Source organism: Pantanalinema rosaneae CENA516 (assembly GCF_050753385.1).
Lineage (GTDB): Bacteria > Cyanobacteriota > Cyanobacteriia > Leptolyngbyales > Leptolyngbyaceae > Pantanalinema > Pantanalinema rosaneae.
This window is the reverse complement of record NZ_JBLZFZ010000032.1, coordinates 35,026-51,840: the sequence shown is the minus strand read 5'-3', so window position 1 is coordinate 51,840 and position 16,815 is coordinate 35,026. Positions and strand designations below refer to the sequence as shown.

14 protein-coding genes are annotated in these 16,815 nt (G+C 49.2%); 11 read left to right on the top strand and 3 right to left on the bottom strand.

The features are described from left to right. Window positions 1-5: 5 nt before the first annotated feature. From ACN4EK_RS18465 to ACN4EK_RS18455, 3 genes are all read right to left on the bottom strand, one after another. The gene (locus tag ACN4EK_RS18465) at window positions 6-2,564 is read right to left on the bottom strand and encodes a CPBP family glutamic-type intramembrane protease (RefSeq protein ID WP_431659579.1); all 2,559 of its coding nucleotides are present in this window, start codon (window positions 2,562-2,564) and stop codon (window positions 6-8) included. A 109-nt stretch (window positions 2,565-2,673) separates the two neighbouring features. Then, on the bottom strand, window positions 2,674-3,186 hold the full coding sequence (locus ACN4EK_RS18460) for a DUF6653 family protein (protein WP_431659578.1): 513 nt from the start codon (window positions 3,184-3,186) through the stop codon (window positions 2,674-2,676). A gap of 195 nt (window positions 3,187-3,381) precedes the next feature. Then, window positions 3,382-4,089: an SRPBCC family protein gene (locus ACN4EK_RS18455; RefSeq protein WP_431659576.1), complete on the bottom strand. Its 708-nt coding sequence runs from the start codon at window positions 4,087-4,089 to the stop codon at window positions 3,382-3,384. 587 nt (window positions 4,090-4,676) lie between these two features. Between ACN4EK_RS18455 and hoxE the strand changes: the two genes are divergently transcribed. From hoxE to ACN4EK_RS18400, 11 genes are all read left to right on the top strand, one after another. Then, the gene (gene hoxE, locus ACN4EK_RS18450; protein ID WP_431659575.1) at window positions 4,677-5,228 is read left to right on the top strand and encodes a bidirectional hydrogenase complex protein HoxE; all 552 of its coding nucleotides are present in this window, start codon (window positions 4,677-4,679) and stop codon (window positions 5,226-5,228) included. 92 nt (window positions 5,229-5,320) lie between these two features. Beyond that, window positions 5,321-6,940, top strand: a complete 1,620-nt coding sequence (locus ACN4EK_RS18445) for an NADH-ubiquinone oxidoreductase-F iron-sulfur binding region domain-containing protein (protein ID WP_431659574.1) — start codon at window positions 5,321-5,323, stop codon at window positions 6,938-6,940. A gap of 17 nt (window positions 6,941-6,957) precedes the next feature. Beyond that, entirely contained in the window at window positions 6,958-7,674 is a 717-nt protein-coding gene (hoxU, locus tag ACN4EK_RS18440) for a bidirectional hydrogenase complex protein HoxU (protein ID WP_431659573.1), read from the top strand. Next, window positions 7,662-8,210: an NADH-quinone oxidoreductase subunit B family protein gene (locus ACN4EK_RS18435; protein ID WP_431659571.1), complete on the top strand. Its 549-nt coding sequence runs from the start codon at window positions 7,662-7,664 to the stop codon at window positions 8,208-8,210. The genes hoxU and ACN4EK_RS18435 overlap by 13 nt, the downstream gene beginning before the upstream one ends. 66 nt (window positions 8,211-8,276) lie before the next feature. Next, entirely contained in the window at window positions 8,277-9,704 is a 1,428-nt protein-coding gene (locus ACN4EK_RS18430; protein WP_431659570.1) for a Ni/Fe hydrogenase subunit alpha, read from the top strand. A 70-nt stretch (window positions 9,705-9,774) separates the two neighbouring features. Next, on the top strand, window positions 9,775-10,044 hold the full coding sequence (locus ACN4EK_RS18425) for a (2Fe-2S) ferredoxin domain-containing protein (protein WP_431659569.1): 270 nt from the start codon (window positions 9,775-9,777) through the stop codon (window positions 10,042-10,044). 10 nt (window positions 10,045-10,054) lie between these two features. Further along, a complete protein-coding gene (locus ACN4EK_RS18420; RefSeq protein ID WP_431659568.1) occupies window positions 10,055-10,561 on the top strand; it encodes a PAS domain-containing protein in 507 nt (168 codons plus the stop codon). A gap of 8 nt (window positions 10,562-10,569) precedes the next feature. Further along, entirely contained in the window at window positions 10,570-11,748 is a 1,179-nt protein-coding gene (locus tag ACN4EK_RS18415; RefSeq protein ID WP_431659566.1) for a PP2C family protein-serine/threonine phosphatase, read from the top strand. Then, window positions 11,742-12,221, top strand: a complete 480-nt coding sequence (locus tag ACN4EK_RS18410; protein ID WP_431659565.1) for a hydrogenase maturation protease — start codon at window positions 11,742-11,744, stop codon at window positions 12,219-12,221. Before ACN4EK_RS18415 ends, ACN4EK_RS18410 begins: the two co-directional genes overlap by 7 nt. A 128-nt stretch (window positions 12,222-12,349) precedes the next feature. Beyond that, the gene (locus ACN4EK_RS18405; RefSeq protein WP_431659564.1) at window positions 12,350-16,090 is read left to right on the top strand and encodes a PAS domain S-box protein; all 3,741 of its coding nucleotides are present in this window, start codon (window positions 12,350-12,352) and stop codon (window positions 16,088-16,090) included. An 88-nt stretch (window positions 16,091-16,178) separates the two neighbouring features. Continuing rightward, window positions 16,179-16,814 (top strand): response regulator, encoded by a 636-nt coding sequence (locus ACN4EK_RS18400; RefSeq protein WP_431659563.1) that lies wholly within the window; start codon window positions 16,179-16,181, stop codon window positions 16,812-16,814. Window position 16,815 lies beyond the last annotated feature (1 nt).

Below are 16,815 nucleotides of genomic sequence, written 5' to 3'. Positions count from 1 at the left end.
GCAAACTACCGGGAGAAACTATATCGCGACGATCGTTGCAGTTTCTCTATGCCGCCAAATAGGGTTAACCAGACGACAACCACCACCCAATGAATCAGGGTAATCAGTAACAACGAACCAGTCAGCCAGTAGGTCAGGGTGCAGGCAACTCCGAGTAAGCCGGTCAGGATCAGGAAGATCGGATGTAACAGGGTAGAAGTACGCTGTTGTTTGGCTACCGTTCTAGCCACGATCGCATGGTAAGCCACGAAAAGAATCAGACTGACGATCGCCCAGGTAATCCACATTTGTCCGGTGACACCCGCCCGTGGATAGGGCAGCAGTAACACGCGAAACACCCATTCTTCTAAGAGAGCCGGGAGGAAAAACACCCGTCCCATTAACAGGAAATAGCGTTGTTTTGAGGCAGACCAGGGTTTAACCTGCAACCAACCGTGAGCAAATCCGATCGTCGTTGCCAGAACCCCATACCCCAACAACATCCCGAAGGTCACACTCCAGTCCCACAGGCTCGGGAGTTTCAAGGAGCCTAAAATGCGCGTAAACAAAACAGACACGATCGGGACTGTCGTACCGGGAATTGTCCACCGGGCAAAGGCTTGCGTTGGGGCGATCGGTAGAATCGCCGGATTCCGTCCCCCAACTTGATTGGTTTGCAAGAACCATAATGTGGCTCCGTGACGCAGAAATAGAATACTGAGTTCATCCTGTGCCTGTCGGGGCAGAATGGTGCGCCAACTGGTGAACGCTGCGAGAGTATTTTCTGGCAGATTTGAGTCGCTACGCGTAAAGTTCTCTGGCTGAATTTGGGTTCCCGATAGCGCATTCGCATTCGATTTCCAATCGCCTCGGACAATGCCAAAGGGCATTAATTGGGTTTCCAGATCATTCCCCAAGGCGACTAACCGCTCAAACCGCTTCACCGTAGGATCATCCGGGTGAGATGACCACCAGTTTTGAATCGTCGGATTAGCGGCAACCGTCTCCCGAATTCGTTGAATCGTCAGAAATAATGCCTGGTTAGAGTCCTGCACACAGGAGGTTGCCGGAGTCACATTGGCGGCTCCTGTACCATCCCCTGTGCGGTAACGGGCATTGATCACACTTAACTGCCGATCGAATTCTGCTAAGGGCGAGAGGCGAGTGCCGCCAAAATCATAATCCTGCGCGATCGCATCCAGTTTGACAATCACATCGGTGACGGGACGAGTGCCTAACCAGCCCCGTTGCAGATTCCCCATGTAATTTGTCCAGGTGTTAGTTCCCGAGATTACCCCTTCAATATTGGTGGCATAGACCTGCTGATAGCGCAGATCAAACTGAAGGTCTTTAGTAAACGGATCACGGACGATCGTGGCTAATCCATAGGAGAAGTGCCCCGTCACCGTTCCCATTGCCACTGGTTCACCCCGTTCCCCCCCTCTGCCGCCAAACAGGTGCATCACCAACGCCCGATCGCCCTCTTTCCAGTTAGCAATCGCCGCTTCTGGGGTAGGTGCCGTTTTATCGATTAATACTGTGTGGGCAGTTCCCTGTTGGTGTTCGGTCTGACTCCAGTTGTCGTAGTTGATGTAATCCAATCCTTTGCCTGCTCCCAAAATCACCCGATTGGGTTGCAGTTGAAACAACGATCGCGGCTTGATGGCTTGCACCGTAAACAATCCCGTTTTGTCCTGGGCACCGTATAAGTACCAACCGGCTGTCCCGGCGGGAGATGCTTCTAATTCTCGTGGGGTTGAGGCATACACGCCAAAGCCATCGATCGGTTGTTGGGGAATCCGGACGGTTTCCTGCTTGCCATCAAATTTTCCTGTAGCGGGATTGTAATGCTGGACGCGAAACAGTTCACTCGGACAAGGACGACCACCCGGACAGTCTTTGGGAATAAATTGCGGTTTCGCCTTCTGTACTGTCCCCAATAATTTAACCAGCGTGTAATAGCGTCCCGTCTCTAACAAGGGTTCTGTAGCAATCTGCAACTCGGCGGTTTCGGCTTGCTGCGTTAGGGTAGCCTGTTCCAGCGTGACAGTGACATCATCCTGGGGTCTGGCTCCCGCGATCGCCTGTAACGGGCCTACCTGCGTTCTGCCATTTAACCGTTGGGGATACAGGTTGCCTGTCGTTTGCTGAAGTGCCTCCACATCAGGAGTAAACTGCACATCCCGCGTTACCGCCGCCACATAGCGCTGTACCTCCGGATTCTGGCTCCAGGTCAGCTTCACCCGTTTACCAATCAAATCCGTGGCTTCCGGTGGAGCATGGTAGACCTCTAGCCAGACCCAATCCTGCCCCTGCTGTTCCTTGACTAAAGGCAGAATTAACCGTCCTACCCAATTCCCTACAGGACGGTAGAGATCCGGGGGTAAGGTTTGCTTCACCGGGTAATAGCTGAGTTGATTAAAGGGCGCTCTACTGGTGACGGCATAGTGAGATTCCCAGGCAAGTCCAGGCGAAATTTGCAGTCCCACGATCGCGACCAGCACGACTATTAGCAGCCCCAAAAACCGCGTCCAACCCCACTTACCCCAGCAGATGAATCCTGGCTGAACCTGCGATCGCACCATAGAGTTGCCACCTTACTCAACATCCGTCTTCCCTAATACTGCACCACAGTAATGCTGACAGGATTCCCCAACCAGGAAAAAACCAAGCATTTGGAAGACTGCCATGAGGTTACGGTTCGTAGACCCACTGTTTGTATGCCGGATCAGCGTCTTTCATGTCTTCGTAAAGCCAAACCATGCGATCGATAAACCACAATTTTCCCAGGTAAACCAGGGCACAGCCAAAGGCGATCGCCCAGAGATGGAGTACAACTAATCCCCAAATCACAAATCCCATACCGATCGTCGCTACAAGACTTAGCAGATTGGGGACGTGGCGATGATGCCGGGGGACGGGAATCACGTCGCGGTTCAGCCAGACCCGTTCTCCGAAGACCGCCTTCGATGCCCAGTGATTCGTGGACTGGGGTTTGGCAAACAACCGGGGATTCAGCCACATCCACAGTAGGGCGATCGTTACCGGAACCAATGCCCACCAGCCCCACCACACGCGACTCCAGATTGCCAGAATCAACAGGGGTAACACCGTGAAGCGAGTCCATACACTCCAGGGATTGGCATGGCGTGCCCAAGTGTCCTCACTCATCTGGAATGCAGCAGCAATTTTGCGTTCTACGGTCATCTGCCCACCTCCTATAGCCTGATCATAGTGATCAAACTGGATTTTGAGGTCAAAGGATTCCCCCGATCGTGTTAGCCAACCGGGTCAAGCGCCGATCGCCGCAGGTGATGATATGGAGGATTAAGTGATGACAGCCCTCATCCGTCATTTCCCCGCAGATGCACCCATTGTTAGACCAATGTTAAACCAAATACTTTATGTACGGGAAGTAGGTTGTCCTTCTGTGGTAGCAATTTCACCCGTTTCCATCAGTTGCTTAAAGCGGTTTAATTCATCACCAATTTGTTGTTCCGGAGACTCACCAAATAGTTTGGCAAAGATATTACCAACAGCTCCACCAAAGGAATTGTACTCCAGCACAACTTTAACTTCAGTCCCCCGCCCACCGGGAGCGGGCTTAAACCGAATAAAACCCGAATTATCCACATCCGAACCTTCTACGGATGTCCAGGCGATCAATTCATTGGGACGATCGTCCACAATATCCGCATCCCATTCTACCGTTTGATCCATCGGGGCTTTTGCCACCCAATGCGATCGCTGATCGCCAATCATCGTGACAGACTCAATGTGCTTCATAAAAATTGGCAGATTCGTAAAGTTATGCCAGTAGTTGTAAAGTTCTTCGGCAGATTTATTAATTGTCACCGTTTTTTCTACCTGAATCGCTTTGTTGGCATCCACCGCTTCAGTCACGCGATCGGCTAAACTCTTGTCGCCTTTCATACCATGAAACGCCAGACTACCGCCAGCCAGCGCCATCACAGCCCCCCGCAGCGATCGTTGTTGCAAGCCCAGTAGCACCATCGCACTACCCCCAATAATTGAAGTCCAACGTTCGGCATCGCTCACCTGACTTTCAGCCTGCGATCCAGAAGTTTGAAGTGACGTAGTTTTTTCCATAATCCGTTTTAGCGCTCTTCCCCTAAGCTACTCAGTCTGAGAGTTCTCTCCGTCTGCCCAAGGAAAGAGTCAGGATCAAAAGTAGGCAAACTATCTTCATATCGCTCTAATCTTTTAAGCTTCAAAAAATGGTTCGATCAGGTTAGTTATTATCAATTTTCATTACTAAATTGTAAAAAAACCACCGATTTTCTCGATCGCCCAAAAGCAATCTCCTAAGATGGTTGTGGAGATTGAGATTTTGCATAGCCAATGAACTAAAACAACATAATTGTTGCTTAATCAAGATTAAAGAATTAGTCCGGGAATGTACAGTTCACAAAGCCTTTGCTCAATTGGTAAGATTTTTCTTTGATTGGAGTTGATACTGTGCAATTGATGTATAACTCAGCTCGTTGATCGCCGATTTCGTGTCATTAACCGCTTAATTTTCAGTTAAAAACTTTAGTATTTTAGCTAACAGAAAATTGAGCTTTTCTAAAATCACAATTCTAACTTCCGTCAATGTATTTTTTGAGTTGTCACTCATTAATTGCTAATTCTCTTTCTTCACACCATAACCATTTATTGTGACTTAAGGAAAATCTATGCCTTCGCCTGTCCAAGCTCAATCTCCCGATGCCGCATCTCCTCCCGCCCCCGCTGCCAAAAAACCGTCAGCCAACAATCACGCGAGCGGCGATCGGCGGTTTAAAGCCCTCGATATGACCATGAAGCGGCATCAATACAAACCCGATGCGTTGATTGAAGTGCTGCACAAAGCCCAGGAATCCTTTGGCTATCTAGAAGAAGATGTCCTGATCTATATCGCTAGAGGGCTAAAACTGCCACCAAGTCGGGTGTATGGAGTTGCCACGTTCTATCATCTGTTTTCCCTCAAACCCAGTGGTGCCCATAGCTGTGTGGTCTGCCTGGGAACCGCTTGCTACGTCAAGGGCAGTGGCAAGCTGATGGAAGCCCTCGAAGCCGAGTTGGGCATTAAAGTGGGTGAAACGACGGAAGATGGCAAAGTCTCGTTGATGGCGGCACGCTGTTTGGGAGCCTGCGGCATCGCTCCAGCGATGGTGGTTGATGGCAGCGTCAGTGGTAAACAAAGTCCCGAATCGGCTCTAGATAAAGTGAGGAGTCTACAGGGATAACGTACCAACCAGGAATGGAGCCTGATGGCTCGGATCGATGCAATTCCCAGGATAATCTTCCCCCCGATCGCAGAGGTAAGACGAGATAGAACATGGATATTACCGAACTACATGAAATAGCTGAACAGGAACGGGCACGTCGCAAACCAACCCGGATTCGCTGTTGTACGGCGGCTGGTTGCTTGTCGTCCGGCTCGGCTGGCGTAAAGCATGGCTTAGAGGCTGCCGTTCAGAGTGCTGGATTAGAGTCAGAGGTTGAAGTCTGTAGTGTGGGCTGTATGCGGTTCTGTGGTCGAGGACCGTTGGTAGACGTTGAGCCTACAGGGACATTGTATGAACAGGTGACTCCCGAAGATACCGAGTCGATCGTCGGAGCACTGAAAGGTGGCAACGCCACGGCAATGAAAGGCGATCCAAACCACCCGTTCTTCACGCGGCAAATGCCGATCGTGTTAGAAAATAGTGGCAAAATCGATCCCGAACGGATTGAAGAATATATTGCCATCGGCGGTTACGAGCAATTACATCATGCCCTGACCGAAATGATGCCAGCCCAAGTGGTCGAAGAAGTCACCAAGAGTGGTCTACGGGGACGGGGCGGCGGTGGTTATCCCACGGGGTTAAAATGGGCAACGGTCGCCAAAATGCCGGGGGATCAAAAATATGTCATTTGTAATGCCGATGAGGGTGATCCCGGAGCCTTCATGGATCGGAGTGTGTTGGAAAGTGATCCCCACCGGATTCTGGAAGGTATGGCGATCGCGGGCTATGCGATCGGAGCCAATCATGGTTACATCTATGTGCGGGCAGAGTACCCGTTAGCGATCAAACATTTGCAGAAAGCCATCCAGCAAGCGAAGAAGTACGGGTTATTGGGTAGCCAAATTTTTGATACTGCCTTCGACTTCAAAATCGACATTCGGATTGGGGCTGGCGCATTCGTCTGTGGAGAAGAAACCGCACTAATTCAATCGATTCAAGGTGGCAGAGGCAATCCCCGTCCCCGCCCTCCCTATCCTGCCGAATCCGGTTTATGGGGTTGCCCCACCCTGATTAATAACGTCGAAACCTACGCCAATATCACTCCAATTATTCGCAATGGCGGTGACTGGTACGCCAGCATTGGTACTGAGAAAAGTAAAGGCACAAAAGTTTTTGCTCTGACTGGCAAAGTTAACAATACGGGTCTGATTGAAGTGCCTATGGGGACAACCATTCGGCAGATTGTTGAAGAAATGGGTGGTGGTGTGGCGGAAGGTGGCAAAGTCAAAGCCGTTCAAACGGGGGGACCTTCCGGTGGCTGTGTGCCAGCTTCCTTGTTTGATACCTCCGTAGACTACGAATCCTTGCAAAAACTGGGCACAATCATGGGTTCCGGCGGCATGATCGTGATGGACGAGGACACCAGCATGGTCGAGATCGCCCGGTTCTATATGGAATTCTGTCGGGGCGAAACCTGTGGTAAGTGTGTACCCTGTCGCACTGGAACGGTACAACTGTATGCCATGTTAACCAAGTTGATTAATCGGCAAGCGACTCCGGCAGATCTGGAAAAAATGGAAGCGCTTTGCTACATGGTGAAAGACACCAGCCTGTGTGGATTAGGACAAACCGCACCCAATCCAGTCTTAAGTACGCTGAAATATTTCAAACCAGAGTATTTAGAACTGCTCCAATCCACTGATAGCCCCAATGGCAAAGTTAACGTCTGAAGAGGTGGTGAACCTGTATGTCTGTTAAAACACTCAAAATTGATGACATTGATGTTGCGATCGAAGAAGGTGCCACCATTCTACAAGCGGCGAAAGAAGCGGGAGTTACCATCCCTACCCTGTGTCACCTGGATGGCGTGACGGATGTGGGAGCCTGTCGCCTCTGTTTAGTCGAACTTGACGGGAGCAATCGGCTGTTTCCGGCCTGTGTAACGCAGGTCGCTGAAGGCATGAATATTCATACCCAAACGCCAAAGCTGCAAGAATACCGCCGCATGACGGTGGAACTGATTTTCGCGGAAGGCAATCATGTGTGTTCCATTTGTGTTGCTAACGGTAATTGCGAACTACAGAATGTGGCGATCGCAGTGGGTATGGATCACTCGCGATTCCCGTATCGCTTCCCCGATCGCAAAATCGATGCTTCCCATCCGTTATTTAGCATCGATCATAATCGCTGCATTCTCTGTACTCGCTGTGTCCGGGTCTGCGATGAAGTTGAAGGAGCCCATGTTTGGGATATTGCCCAACGGGGAGCCGCCTGCTACATCGTGTCGGGCTTAAACCAACCCTGGGGTAGCGTGGATGCCTGTACCTCCTGCGGCAAATGTGTCGATGCCTGTCCCACGGGAGCCATTTTCCGTAAAGGCACAACCACCTCCGAGAAAGAACGCGATCGTGACAAATTGGAATTTTTGATGACCGCACGGGAGAAAAGAGAATGGACAAGATAAGATTTGCCACCGTTTGGCTGGCGGGTTGTTCCGGTTGTCACATGTCGTTCCTCGATCTAGATGAATGGCTAATTGAATTGGCGCAGCATGTGGATGTCGTCTACAGTCCCGTCGGTTGTGATCTGAAAGATTACCCAGAGAATGTCGATGTTTGTTTAGTGGAAGGGGCGATCGCTAATGAAGAAAACCTAGAATTAGCGCGAAAAGTGCGACAAAATACCAAAATTCTAATTTCCTTTGGCGATTGTGCCGTCACGGCGAATGTGCCAGCGATGCGGAATATGTTAGGCAGTGCAGATGTCGTGTTAAAGCGCTCCTATATTGAACTGGGCGATTGTACGCCACAACTTCCCCATGAACCGGGCATTGTGCCGGAATTGCTCGATCGCGTATTACCGGTGCATGAAGTGGTCACGGTAGACATCTTTATGCCGGGATGTCCTCCCCCTGCCGATCGCATCAAAGCCACGATCGAGCCACTGTTGAAAGGTGAGCAACCGCAAATGGTGGGGCGAGAAATGATCAAATTTGGCTAATCGCGATTAGTGACGATCGCAGGCTCAATCGCGTCTGAACTAATTGCCTAGAGAAGGAACAAACCTATGTCCAAAACCGTTGTCATTGATCCTGTCACCCGTATTGAGGGACATGCCAAAATTTCGATTTTTCTCAATGATGCAGGTGAAGTAGACGATGCCCGGTTCCATGTGGTGGAATACCGGGGCTTTGAGAAATTTTGTGAAGGCAGACCCTTTACCGAAATGGCAGGGATTACCGCCCGCATCTGTGGCATCTGTCCCGTCAGCCACCTGTTAGCCGCCGCCAAAACTGGGGATAAAATTCTGGCAGTGAAGATTCCCCCCGCCGCCGAGAAACTCCGCCGCTTAATGAACTTAGGGCAAATTACCCAATCCCATGCCCTGTCATTCTTCCACCTCAGTAGTCCCGACTTCCTCCTGGGTTGGGATAGCGATCCGGCAAAACGCAATGTGTTTGGGTTAATCGCCGCTAACCCCGATTTAGCTAGAGCCGGTATCCGGCTGCGCCAATTTGGTCAGACCGTGATTGAACTCTTAGGTGCCCGGAAGATTCACGCTGCCTGGGCAGTGCCCGGTGGGGTGCGATCGCCCCTCTCCGAAGAAGGCAGACAATGGATTCGCGATCGCTTACCGGAATCCTTCGACACGATTAATTTAGCGATCGGGTTGTTCAAAACCATGCTGGATGGCGATCTAAAAGACGAGATTGGCATCTTTGGGGAATTTCCCTCGCTATTCATGGGCTTAGTCGGTAAGGATGGCGAATGGGAGCATTACGGCGGTCATCTCCGCTTTACCGACAGCCAGGGCAATATCGTAGCCGACAACCTGAGTGAGGATGACTACCATAACTTTTTAGGCGAAGCGGTTGAACCCTGGTCGTATCTGAAATTCCCCTATTACAAGCCCTATGGCTATCCCAATGGGATTTACCGAGTGGGACCATTAGCCCGATTGAATGTCTGTAGCCATATTGGGACAGCCGCCGCCGATCGTGAGTTACACGAATTACGCGATCGAGCAAAAGGTGTACCGACCTCATCGTTTTTGTATCACTATGCGCGGTTAATTGAGATTCTGGCATCGCTAGAAAAAATTCAACAACTCATGGATGACCCCGATATTGTGTCGGAACGAGTTCGCGCTCATGGAGGAGTGAATCAATTAGAAGGTGTTGGTGTAAGTGAAGCGCCGCGTGGCACATTATTTCATCACTATCAAGTCGATGAAAATGGACTCTTGAAAAAGGTGAATTTGATCATTGCCACAGGACAAAATAACCTGGCAATGAATAAAACCGTGGCACAAATTGCCAAGCAATATATTCACAATCAAGAGATTCCCGAGGGGTTGTTAAATCGGGTAGAAGCAGGGATTCGCTGTTTTGATCCTTGCTTATCCTGCTCAACCCATGCGGCGGGACAAATGCCATTACATTTACAACTGGTCGCTGCTGATGGCAATGTAGTCGATGAAGTCTACCGTAACTAACGCTAAGGTGTGGGAGTATCTCTAAGCTCTAGTGATACTCCCACAATACTTTTACTAAGGAGCCCCCCTAATGGCAAAAGAAAACTTATTTCTCTGTATGGGGTCAGCCTGCCACCAACTGGGAGTTTATGAAGTATTACCCCGCTTACAAGCCCTGATTCAGGACTATCAACTGGAAGAAACCATTACCTTAAAAGGTTCATTTTGCCTGGAAACTTGTAGCCACGGCATTACAATGAAATTCCGGGATCAACACTTTATGAATATTAGTCCCCAGAACATCGAAGAAAAGTTTGTGCAAGAGATTCTGCCTGCCATCCAGACCGTTGAGTGTGTATGAGCCAGTAGCAATGACGAATGAGCAACACCATCTCTGGAAACTGTTATGGGATTATGATCCCAATGGCTTAATTGTCGTTGATCCGGATCTCTACATTAAGCTAGTCAATCCAGCGTTTTGTCGCATGTTTCAGGTGCAGCAGGACGATGTGATTGGTCAACCTGCCGAAACTCTCCTCGGCAATGTCGAAGACTTTAACAAAGCATGGCAGCAAAATCAGGTGCTCCGCAGCCAGCTACGGGAATATCCCCAATATCATTTGTATGTGAATCAAGTGATTTTCTCGATCGAGGACGAAGGGCTAATCGCTGCGATCATGGTAGATATTAGCCATGAATTAGAGCGCAAACAGGAATTAGAACAACTCAAACGTGAAACGGTAAAAAAAGTCAATGAAGTCGTTGACAATCAGATGAAAGTCGTGCAGGAGATTGCCGGTTTATTAGGGGAAACAACGGCTGAAACAAAAGTGAGTTTGTTAAGAATCATTCATTTACTGGAACAGAATACCCTGTAATCCCTTCCATGTATTGCCCTATCACAGTTGATAATTTTTTAGATATTTATAACGACAGCCTGAATAAAAAAGGCGAAGAATTATGTGGCGATCAAGTTAAATATCGGAAGACCGATAAAAAAGTAACGATCGTGCTTTCCGATGGCTTAGGCAGTGGGGTCAAAGCCAGCATTCTGGCAACCCTAACCACAGAAATTTTGATTACGATGTTGGATGCCGATCTGCCATTAGAGGAGGTTCTGAAAACCGTTATTGCCACCCTACCCATCTGTAAAGTCAGGAAAATTGCCTATTCGACATTCACGATTATGCAGGTCGATTGTGAAACTAACCACTTCACAGTGATTAATTTCGATAATCCCCCACCGCTTTACTTCCATCGCGGTAAAGTGATCAAGTTAGCCACTCAAACAGAAACAATTTTAGAACGAAAGATTTCGATCGCAGAAGGCTATTTAGAACGCGGCGATTTTTTGGGAGCAGTGAGCGATGGTGTGTTGTATGCTGGTATGGGTGTCACCCTCAATTTTGGGTGGGGTTGGGAACAAATCGCGGATTATGTTGAAGAGGTTTTAGAACAACGATCGCATACAGCAAGAAGCATTGTGCGAGAAGTATTGAAAAAGACCCATTCCTTATATCAAGGTGAAATTGGAGATGATGCCACCTTTACCGGAATTTATGTTAGAAAACGCCATTCCTTAATTATTTTTACTGGACCTCCTTTAGATCGAGAGCAGGATGAGGTTTATATTGAGAAGCTTCTGGACTTCAAGGGTCGAAAAGTCATTTGTGGCGGCACAACGGGAAATATCGTTGCTAATTACTTAGGCGAAACGATCGAAATGGATTTGTCTACGATTCGGAAAGACCTACCTCCGATCGGTTCCCTCAGTTATGTCGATTTAGTCACCGAAGGCATCCTGACCATTTCTAAAGCAACCGAGTACATTAAAAATTGTGATGGTGATTTCAGCCGCTTGCGGTTTGATCATAATGGTGCTTACTTGTTAGCTAGAGAAATCCTGCAAGCAGACTCTATTGTATTTATGGTTGGGCAAAGTATTAATGAATTCTATCAAAATCCCCTATTACCCAAAAATATCTCGATTCGCCGCAATTTGATTGAAGAATTAGTCCACTTTTTAAAAAGTAAACAACGGGAGGTGACGATCGAATATTGCTAACATCTTCTACTCCTCCTTGTTTAGTGATTGGTTATGGGAATACCCTGCGATCTGACGATGGGGCAGGTTATTTAATCGCCGAAACCGTTGCCACCTGGCAGCTTGCCCATGTTCAGGCTCTCGCCCTGCATCAACTCACGCCCGATCTAGCGGAACCGATCGCCCAGACCCAATTCGTCATTTTTGTCGATGCCGTAGCACAACCTCTCGCTGCCACTGCCAATATCGAACTAGAATTGCTCGAACCAACTTACACAGACACCTTTACTGGTCATTACGCCAATCCCCGATCGCTGCTATCGCTGACCTACGCCCTTTACAAAACTACCCCGATCGCCTATCAACTCTTAGTTCCTGCCATTAATTTCAGTTTTGGTGAATCTTTCTCTCCTACCACCCAAGCCAGCATTGCCCTGGCCTTAGCCAAAATTAATCAATTGGTCTGGCTCCCTGAAGCCTGGAAGCATCCCTGAAAATCTGTGATTAACAGAGCTTTAACCTGGCTTCACAACAATGCCACATTTTTATTGCAAAATAACATTAAGATTAGTGGCTGAATTAGGAGGAGAGCAATCTACCTCAATTAGCTTGAACTGGAGTGATGGCAGAAAATTGTTGCACTATTTTGCTGATCAATAGCTCTACAGCAGATAGAGCCTTTTTACGCCGTTGTCTAGAACCCGACGAGCTCTACTCCTATGCCATTATCGAGGCGGCTACGGGAGTTGCTGGGTTGCAGCTAGGACAATGCCACCAGCCCGACGTGATTGTGCTGGACTCTGACTTACCCGATCGCGCTGCGTCCGACCTGATCAGTCAGTTGCATCAGCACTCCTCCATTCCGATTCTGCTATTAATCGCCCAGAACGATCGCAGTCTGGTTCATCAGGCGCTGCAATGGGGAGCCGCAGACTATCTGGTTAAGCCTGATCTGAGTCCAGAATTACTCCGTCGCACCGTTCGCAGCCTGATCAAACAGCATCGTTTGCAGCAACAAGTGACCCAACAGCAAGCGACGATCGCCGCCCTAGCCATTCAATCTGCTAAGAGTTATCAACAGCAACAACTGAATCAAGCCATTCCGCAGGAGAGTGAAGCTAAATTCCGGCAACTGGCTGAACATATTCGGGATGCCTGTTTCATTTGCACGATCGAAGCTTATCGGAATGATACCCGACGCAAACAGACTGAAAGTGCCCTGCAACAACTGAATGAAGAGCTAGAACACCGGGTTCAACAACGAACGCAAGAATTAATTCAGTCTGAACGCGATCTACGCACCATCTTTAACAATGTCTATGATGCGATTCTGATTCATGACATCATGGATGGCACAATTTTGGATGCCAACGATCGCGCCCTGGAACTGCGGGGGGCTACCCGTGAACAACTGCTAGCCGCCACGATCGCCGATATATCTGCCCCTGATGTTCCCATCGACCGCCTGCCCGACATCCTACAGCGCTTACAAGCCGGAGAGACAATGCGGTTTGAGTGGAAAGAACGACGACTTGATGACCACTCCATCTTTGACGTAGAAGTCTCGCTGCGTCCAGTCACCCTGGGCAATCGCTCAGTTTTTATTGCCGGAGTGCGGGAAATTAGGGAGCGTAAACAGGCGGAAGAAGCACTCCAATCAGAACGATTGCGACTCAAATTGGCGTTGGATGCGGCGCAAATGGGTACCTGGAGTTGCACGCTGCAAACGGGGACGTTGATCTGGTCCGATCGAGCCCAGGAAATCTTTGGTTTTGTTCCAGGCACATTTCCTGGCGATCGCGAAGCCTTTCTGGCACTTGTCCATCCGCAGGATCGCGATCGCGTGATGCAGGCGATTGCCCATACCTTTGCCACTGGAGCCCCCTACAACCTGGAATATCGCATTTACCGATTAAATGGCGAACTTCGATGGATCGCGGTCTGGGGCATCATTCCCTCCGAACTTTCAGTCACCGAGCAACAACTGATTGGCGTAGTCTGCGACATTACCGATCGCAAACAGACCGAACAGGAGTTACAAGAATCTCGCAATATGTTGAAATTGGTGCTAGATGCCATCCCTCAACGCGTGTTTTGGAAGGATCGTCAGTCGAGATTTTTGGGCTGTAACTCGGCATTTGCCAACGACTATCACTTAACCCTGGCGGATATTGTTGGCAAAACAGACTCCGAACTCCCCTGGGCAACCTGGGCAGATCTCTATCGGGCTGATGATGTCCAGGTGATTCATACACGAACACCAAAGTTAAATTACGAGGAGCCCACGACCAACCGCAATGGCAGGCAGGTTTGGATCCGCAGTAGCAAAATTCCGTTAACCAATACTGAGGGGGAAGTCATTGGGATTCTGGGTTGCTATGACGATATCACCGATCGCAAACATGCCGAATTTGCCTTAAGTGAAGCGCAACAATTTGCTCAAAGCATTGCGGAAAATACCCCCAACATCATTTATATCTATGACTTGCTTCAGCACCGCACCCTTTATACCAACCCCGAAGTCTTGACGGTGACAGGCTACACGGCAGAAGAGGTACAGGCAATGGGGGCAAGTTTCTTTCCCTCAATTATTCATACCGAAGATCGGCAAGTGATCGCAACCTTTCAAACGGCGATCGCCCATGACCGGGACAATCAAGTGTTTGAGTTAGAGTATCGGGTGCGGCATCGGCAGGGTGGTTGGCGCTGGCTATTCGATCGCATCGCTGTGTTTAAACGAGACGAAACGGGACAGGTGATTCAATACATTGGTTCCGCCCAGGACATCACTGAACGCAAACGCCTGGAGCAGGAACTACGGCAAATCAATACCGAACTGGAGAGTCGGGTAGAAGAACGCACCACCGATCTGCGACAAGCGATGGAAGCGGCAGAAGCAGCGAACCGAGCCAAAAGTACCTTCCTGGCAAACATGAGCCACGAACTGCGAACCCCCTTGAATGCCATTCTTGGATTTGCCCAACTCCTCTCCCGCGATCTCACACTGTCGGCGGAACAGCGACAACAACTCAGCATTATTAATCGCAGTGGTCAACATTTACTCACTTTAATTAATGACATTCTGGAAATGTCCAAAATCGAAGCCGGACGACTTTATTTTGTTCCCCAAAGCTTCGATCTATACGCCATGCTAAACACGCTAGAGGAGATGTTTCAGATTCGGGCGATCGAAAAAGGCATACAATTCATCGTCGATCGGGAGCCGACCCTCCCCCATTACATTGAGACAGACGAAAACAAATTACGTCAGATTCTGATTAATCTGGTCGGAAATGCGATCAAATTTACCCCCTCTGGTCAGGTCGTGCTGCACATCCGCCGCCCGGAAACGAACAGGGCAGGAGATAGCACTAACACTCTCAGATTAGAGTTTGCGGTTGAAGATACTGGAATTGGCATTGATCCCGATGAATTAGACCATCTATTCGAGCCATTCATTCAATCCCACCATCGGCATGTCTCCCAGGAAGGAACCGGGTTAGGACTGCCCATCAGTCGTCAGTTCGTGCAACTTCTGGGCGGTGAATTAACAGTACATAGTACCCCAGGAACGGGATCGATCTTTACCGTGACGATTCCAGTCCGACTGGCAGAAGCCATCGATAAAACCCACCCGATCTTACCCCGTCACATTATCGGTTTAGCCCCCAATCAACCGTCCTACCGCATTCTCGTCGTAGAAGATAACGAAACCAATCGCCTCTTGTTAGTGCAACTCCTGCAATCCGTTGGCTTTGAGGTGCAGTCAGCCCGCGATGGTCAGGAGGCGATCGCCCAATGGCAACGTTGGCAACCCCATTTGATCTGGATGGATATGCGAATGCCAGCGATCGACGGGTACGAGGCAACCAGGCAGATCCGGGGTATGGAAAAGGTCAGTGGGGGAGATGGGAAAGATGGGGGAGATAGGAGAAGTCCTCGATCGCCGACCAAAATCATTGCTCTGACTGCCAGTGCGTTTGAGGAGGATCGCGTCAGAGTGCTGAATGTGGGCTGTAATGACTTTGTTCGCAAACCGTTTCAGGAGGCTGAGCTACTAGAAAAAATCGCCGAACATTTAGGCGTACAGTACCTGAATGCCCAGTCAACCACAGGGGTTAAGCCAACAACTACGGTTGCCAACTCCTTTGCCGACTCCTTCGATGCGATCGCAGCCCTGCAAACCTTACCTGCCACATTGCTAACCCAACTTCAGCAAGCTACGATTCAGCTAGATCATCAACGGCTGGCGCAGGCGATCGAGGATTTAACTCCTACCCATCCCACCCTTGCCGCCGTTCTAACCGAAAAACTAGAAAACTTTGACTTTGAACAGATTTTGCAGCTGCTACAAACAACTTGACTCTTTATACGGAAGCATCTCTTAGATTCTTTTTATTTTAGTGAACTAATGTTGGATAAAATCGCTCTCTAACCCAAATTGTTGCATCATGCAGGATACATCTCCTAACTCTCAAGGCGATCTCTTAATCGTAGATGATCTAGCAGATAACCTCCGGGTTCTGTCCAATACGCTTTCTAATCAAGGTTATCGGGTACGATGTGTCCGAAATGGAGCGATGGCATTAATGGGAGTGAAGGCGGCTCCCCCAGATGTGATATTGCTAGATATTCGGATGCCAGAGATGGATGGGTACGAAGTCTGCCGCCAATTAAAAGCTGATCCGCATCTCTGCGAAATTCCGATTATTTTTCTCAGTGCTTTAGATGAAGCGTTAGATAAAGCTAAAGCCTTTGAGGTAGGAGGGGCGGATTATATTACTAAACCGTTCCAGGTCGAGGAGGTGTTAGCCCGTGTTCAGCATCAACTCACGATTCAGCGCTTAAGACAACAAGTGGCAGCACAACGACAACAATTGTCACAGCTTGCCGTTCCTGCGACCTCTGTATCCCCAGCGGAGGTTGAGGCAATTCGGAGCAATGTTATGCCTGCGATCGCCACTATTTTAGACTATAGCGATCGCCTGAGCCAGAATCCCACTCTCGACCCGGAACACTATGCCGGACTAAAAGTGATTCATCAACAGAGTCAAACTCTGCTAAAGTTCGTGAACAGTTTGGGCTAGA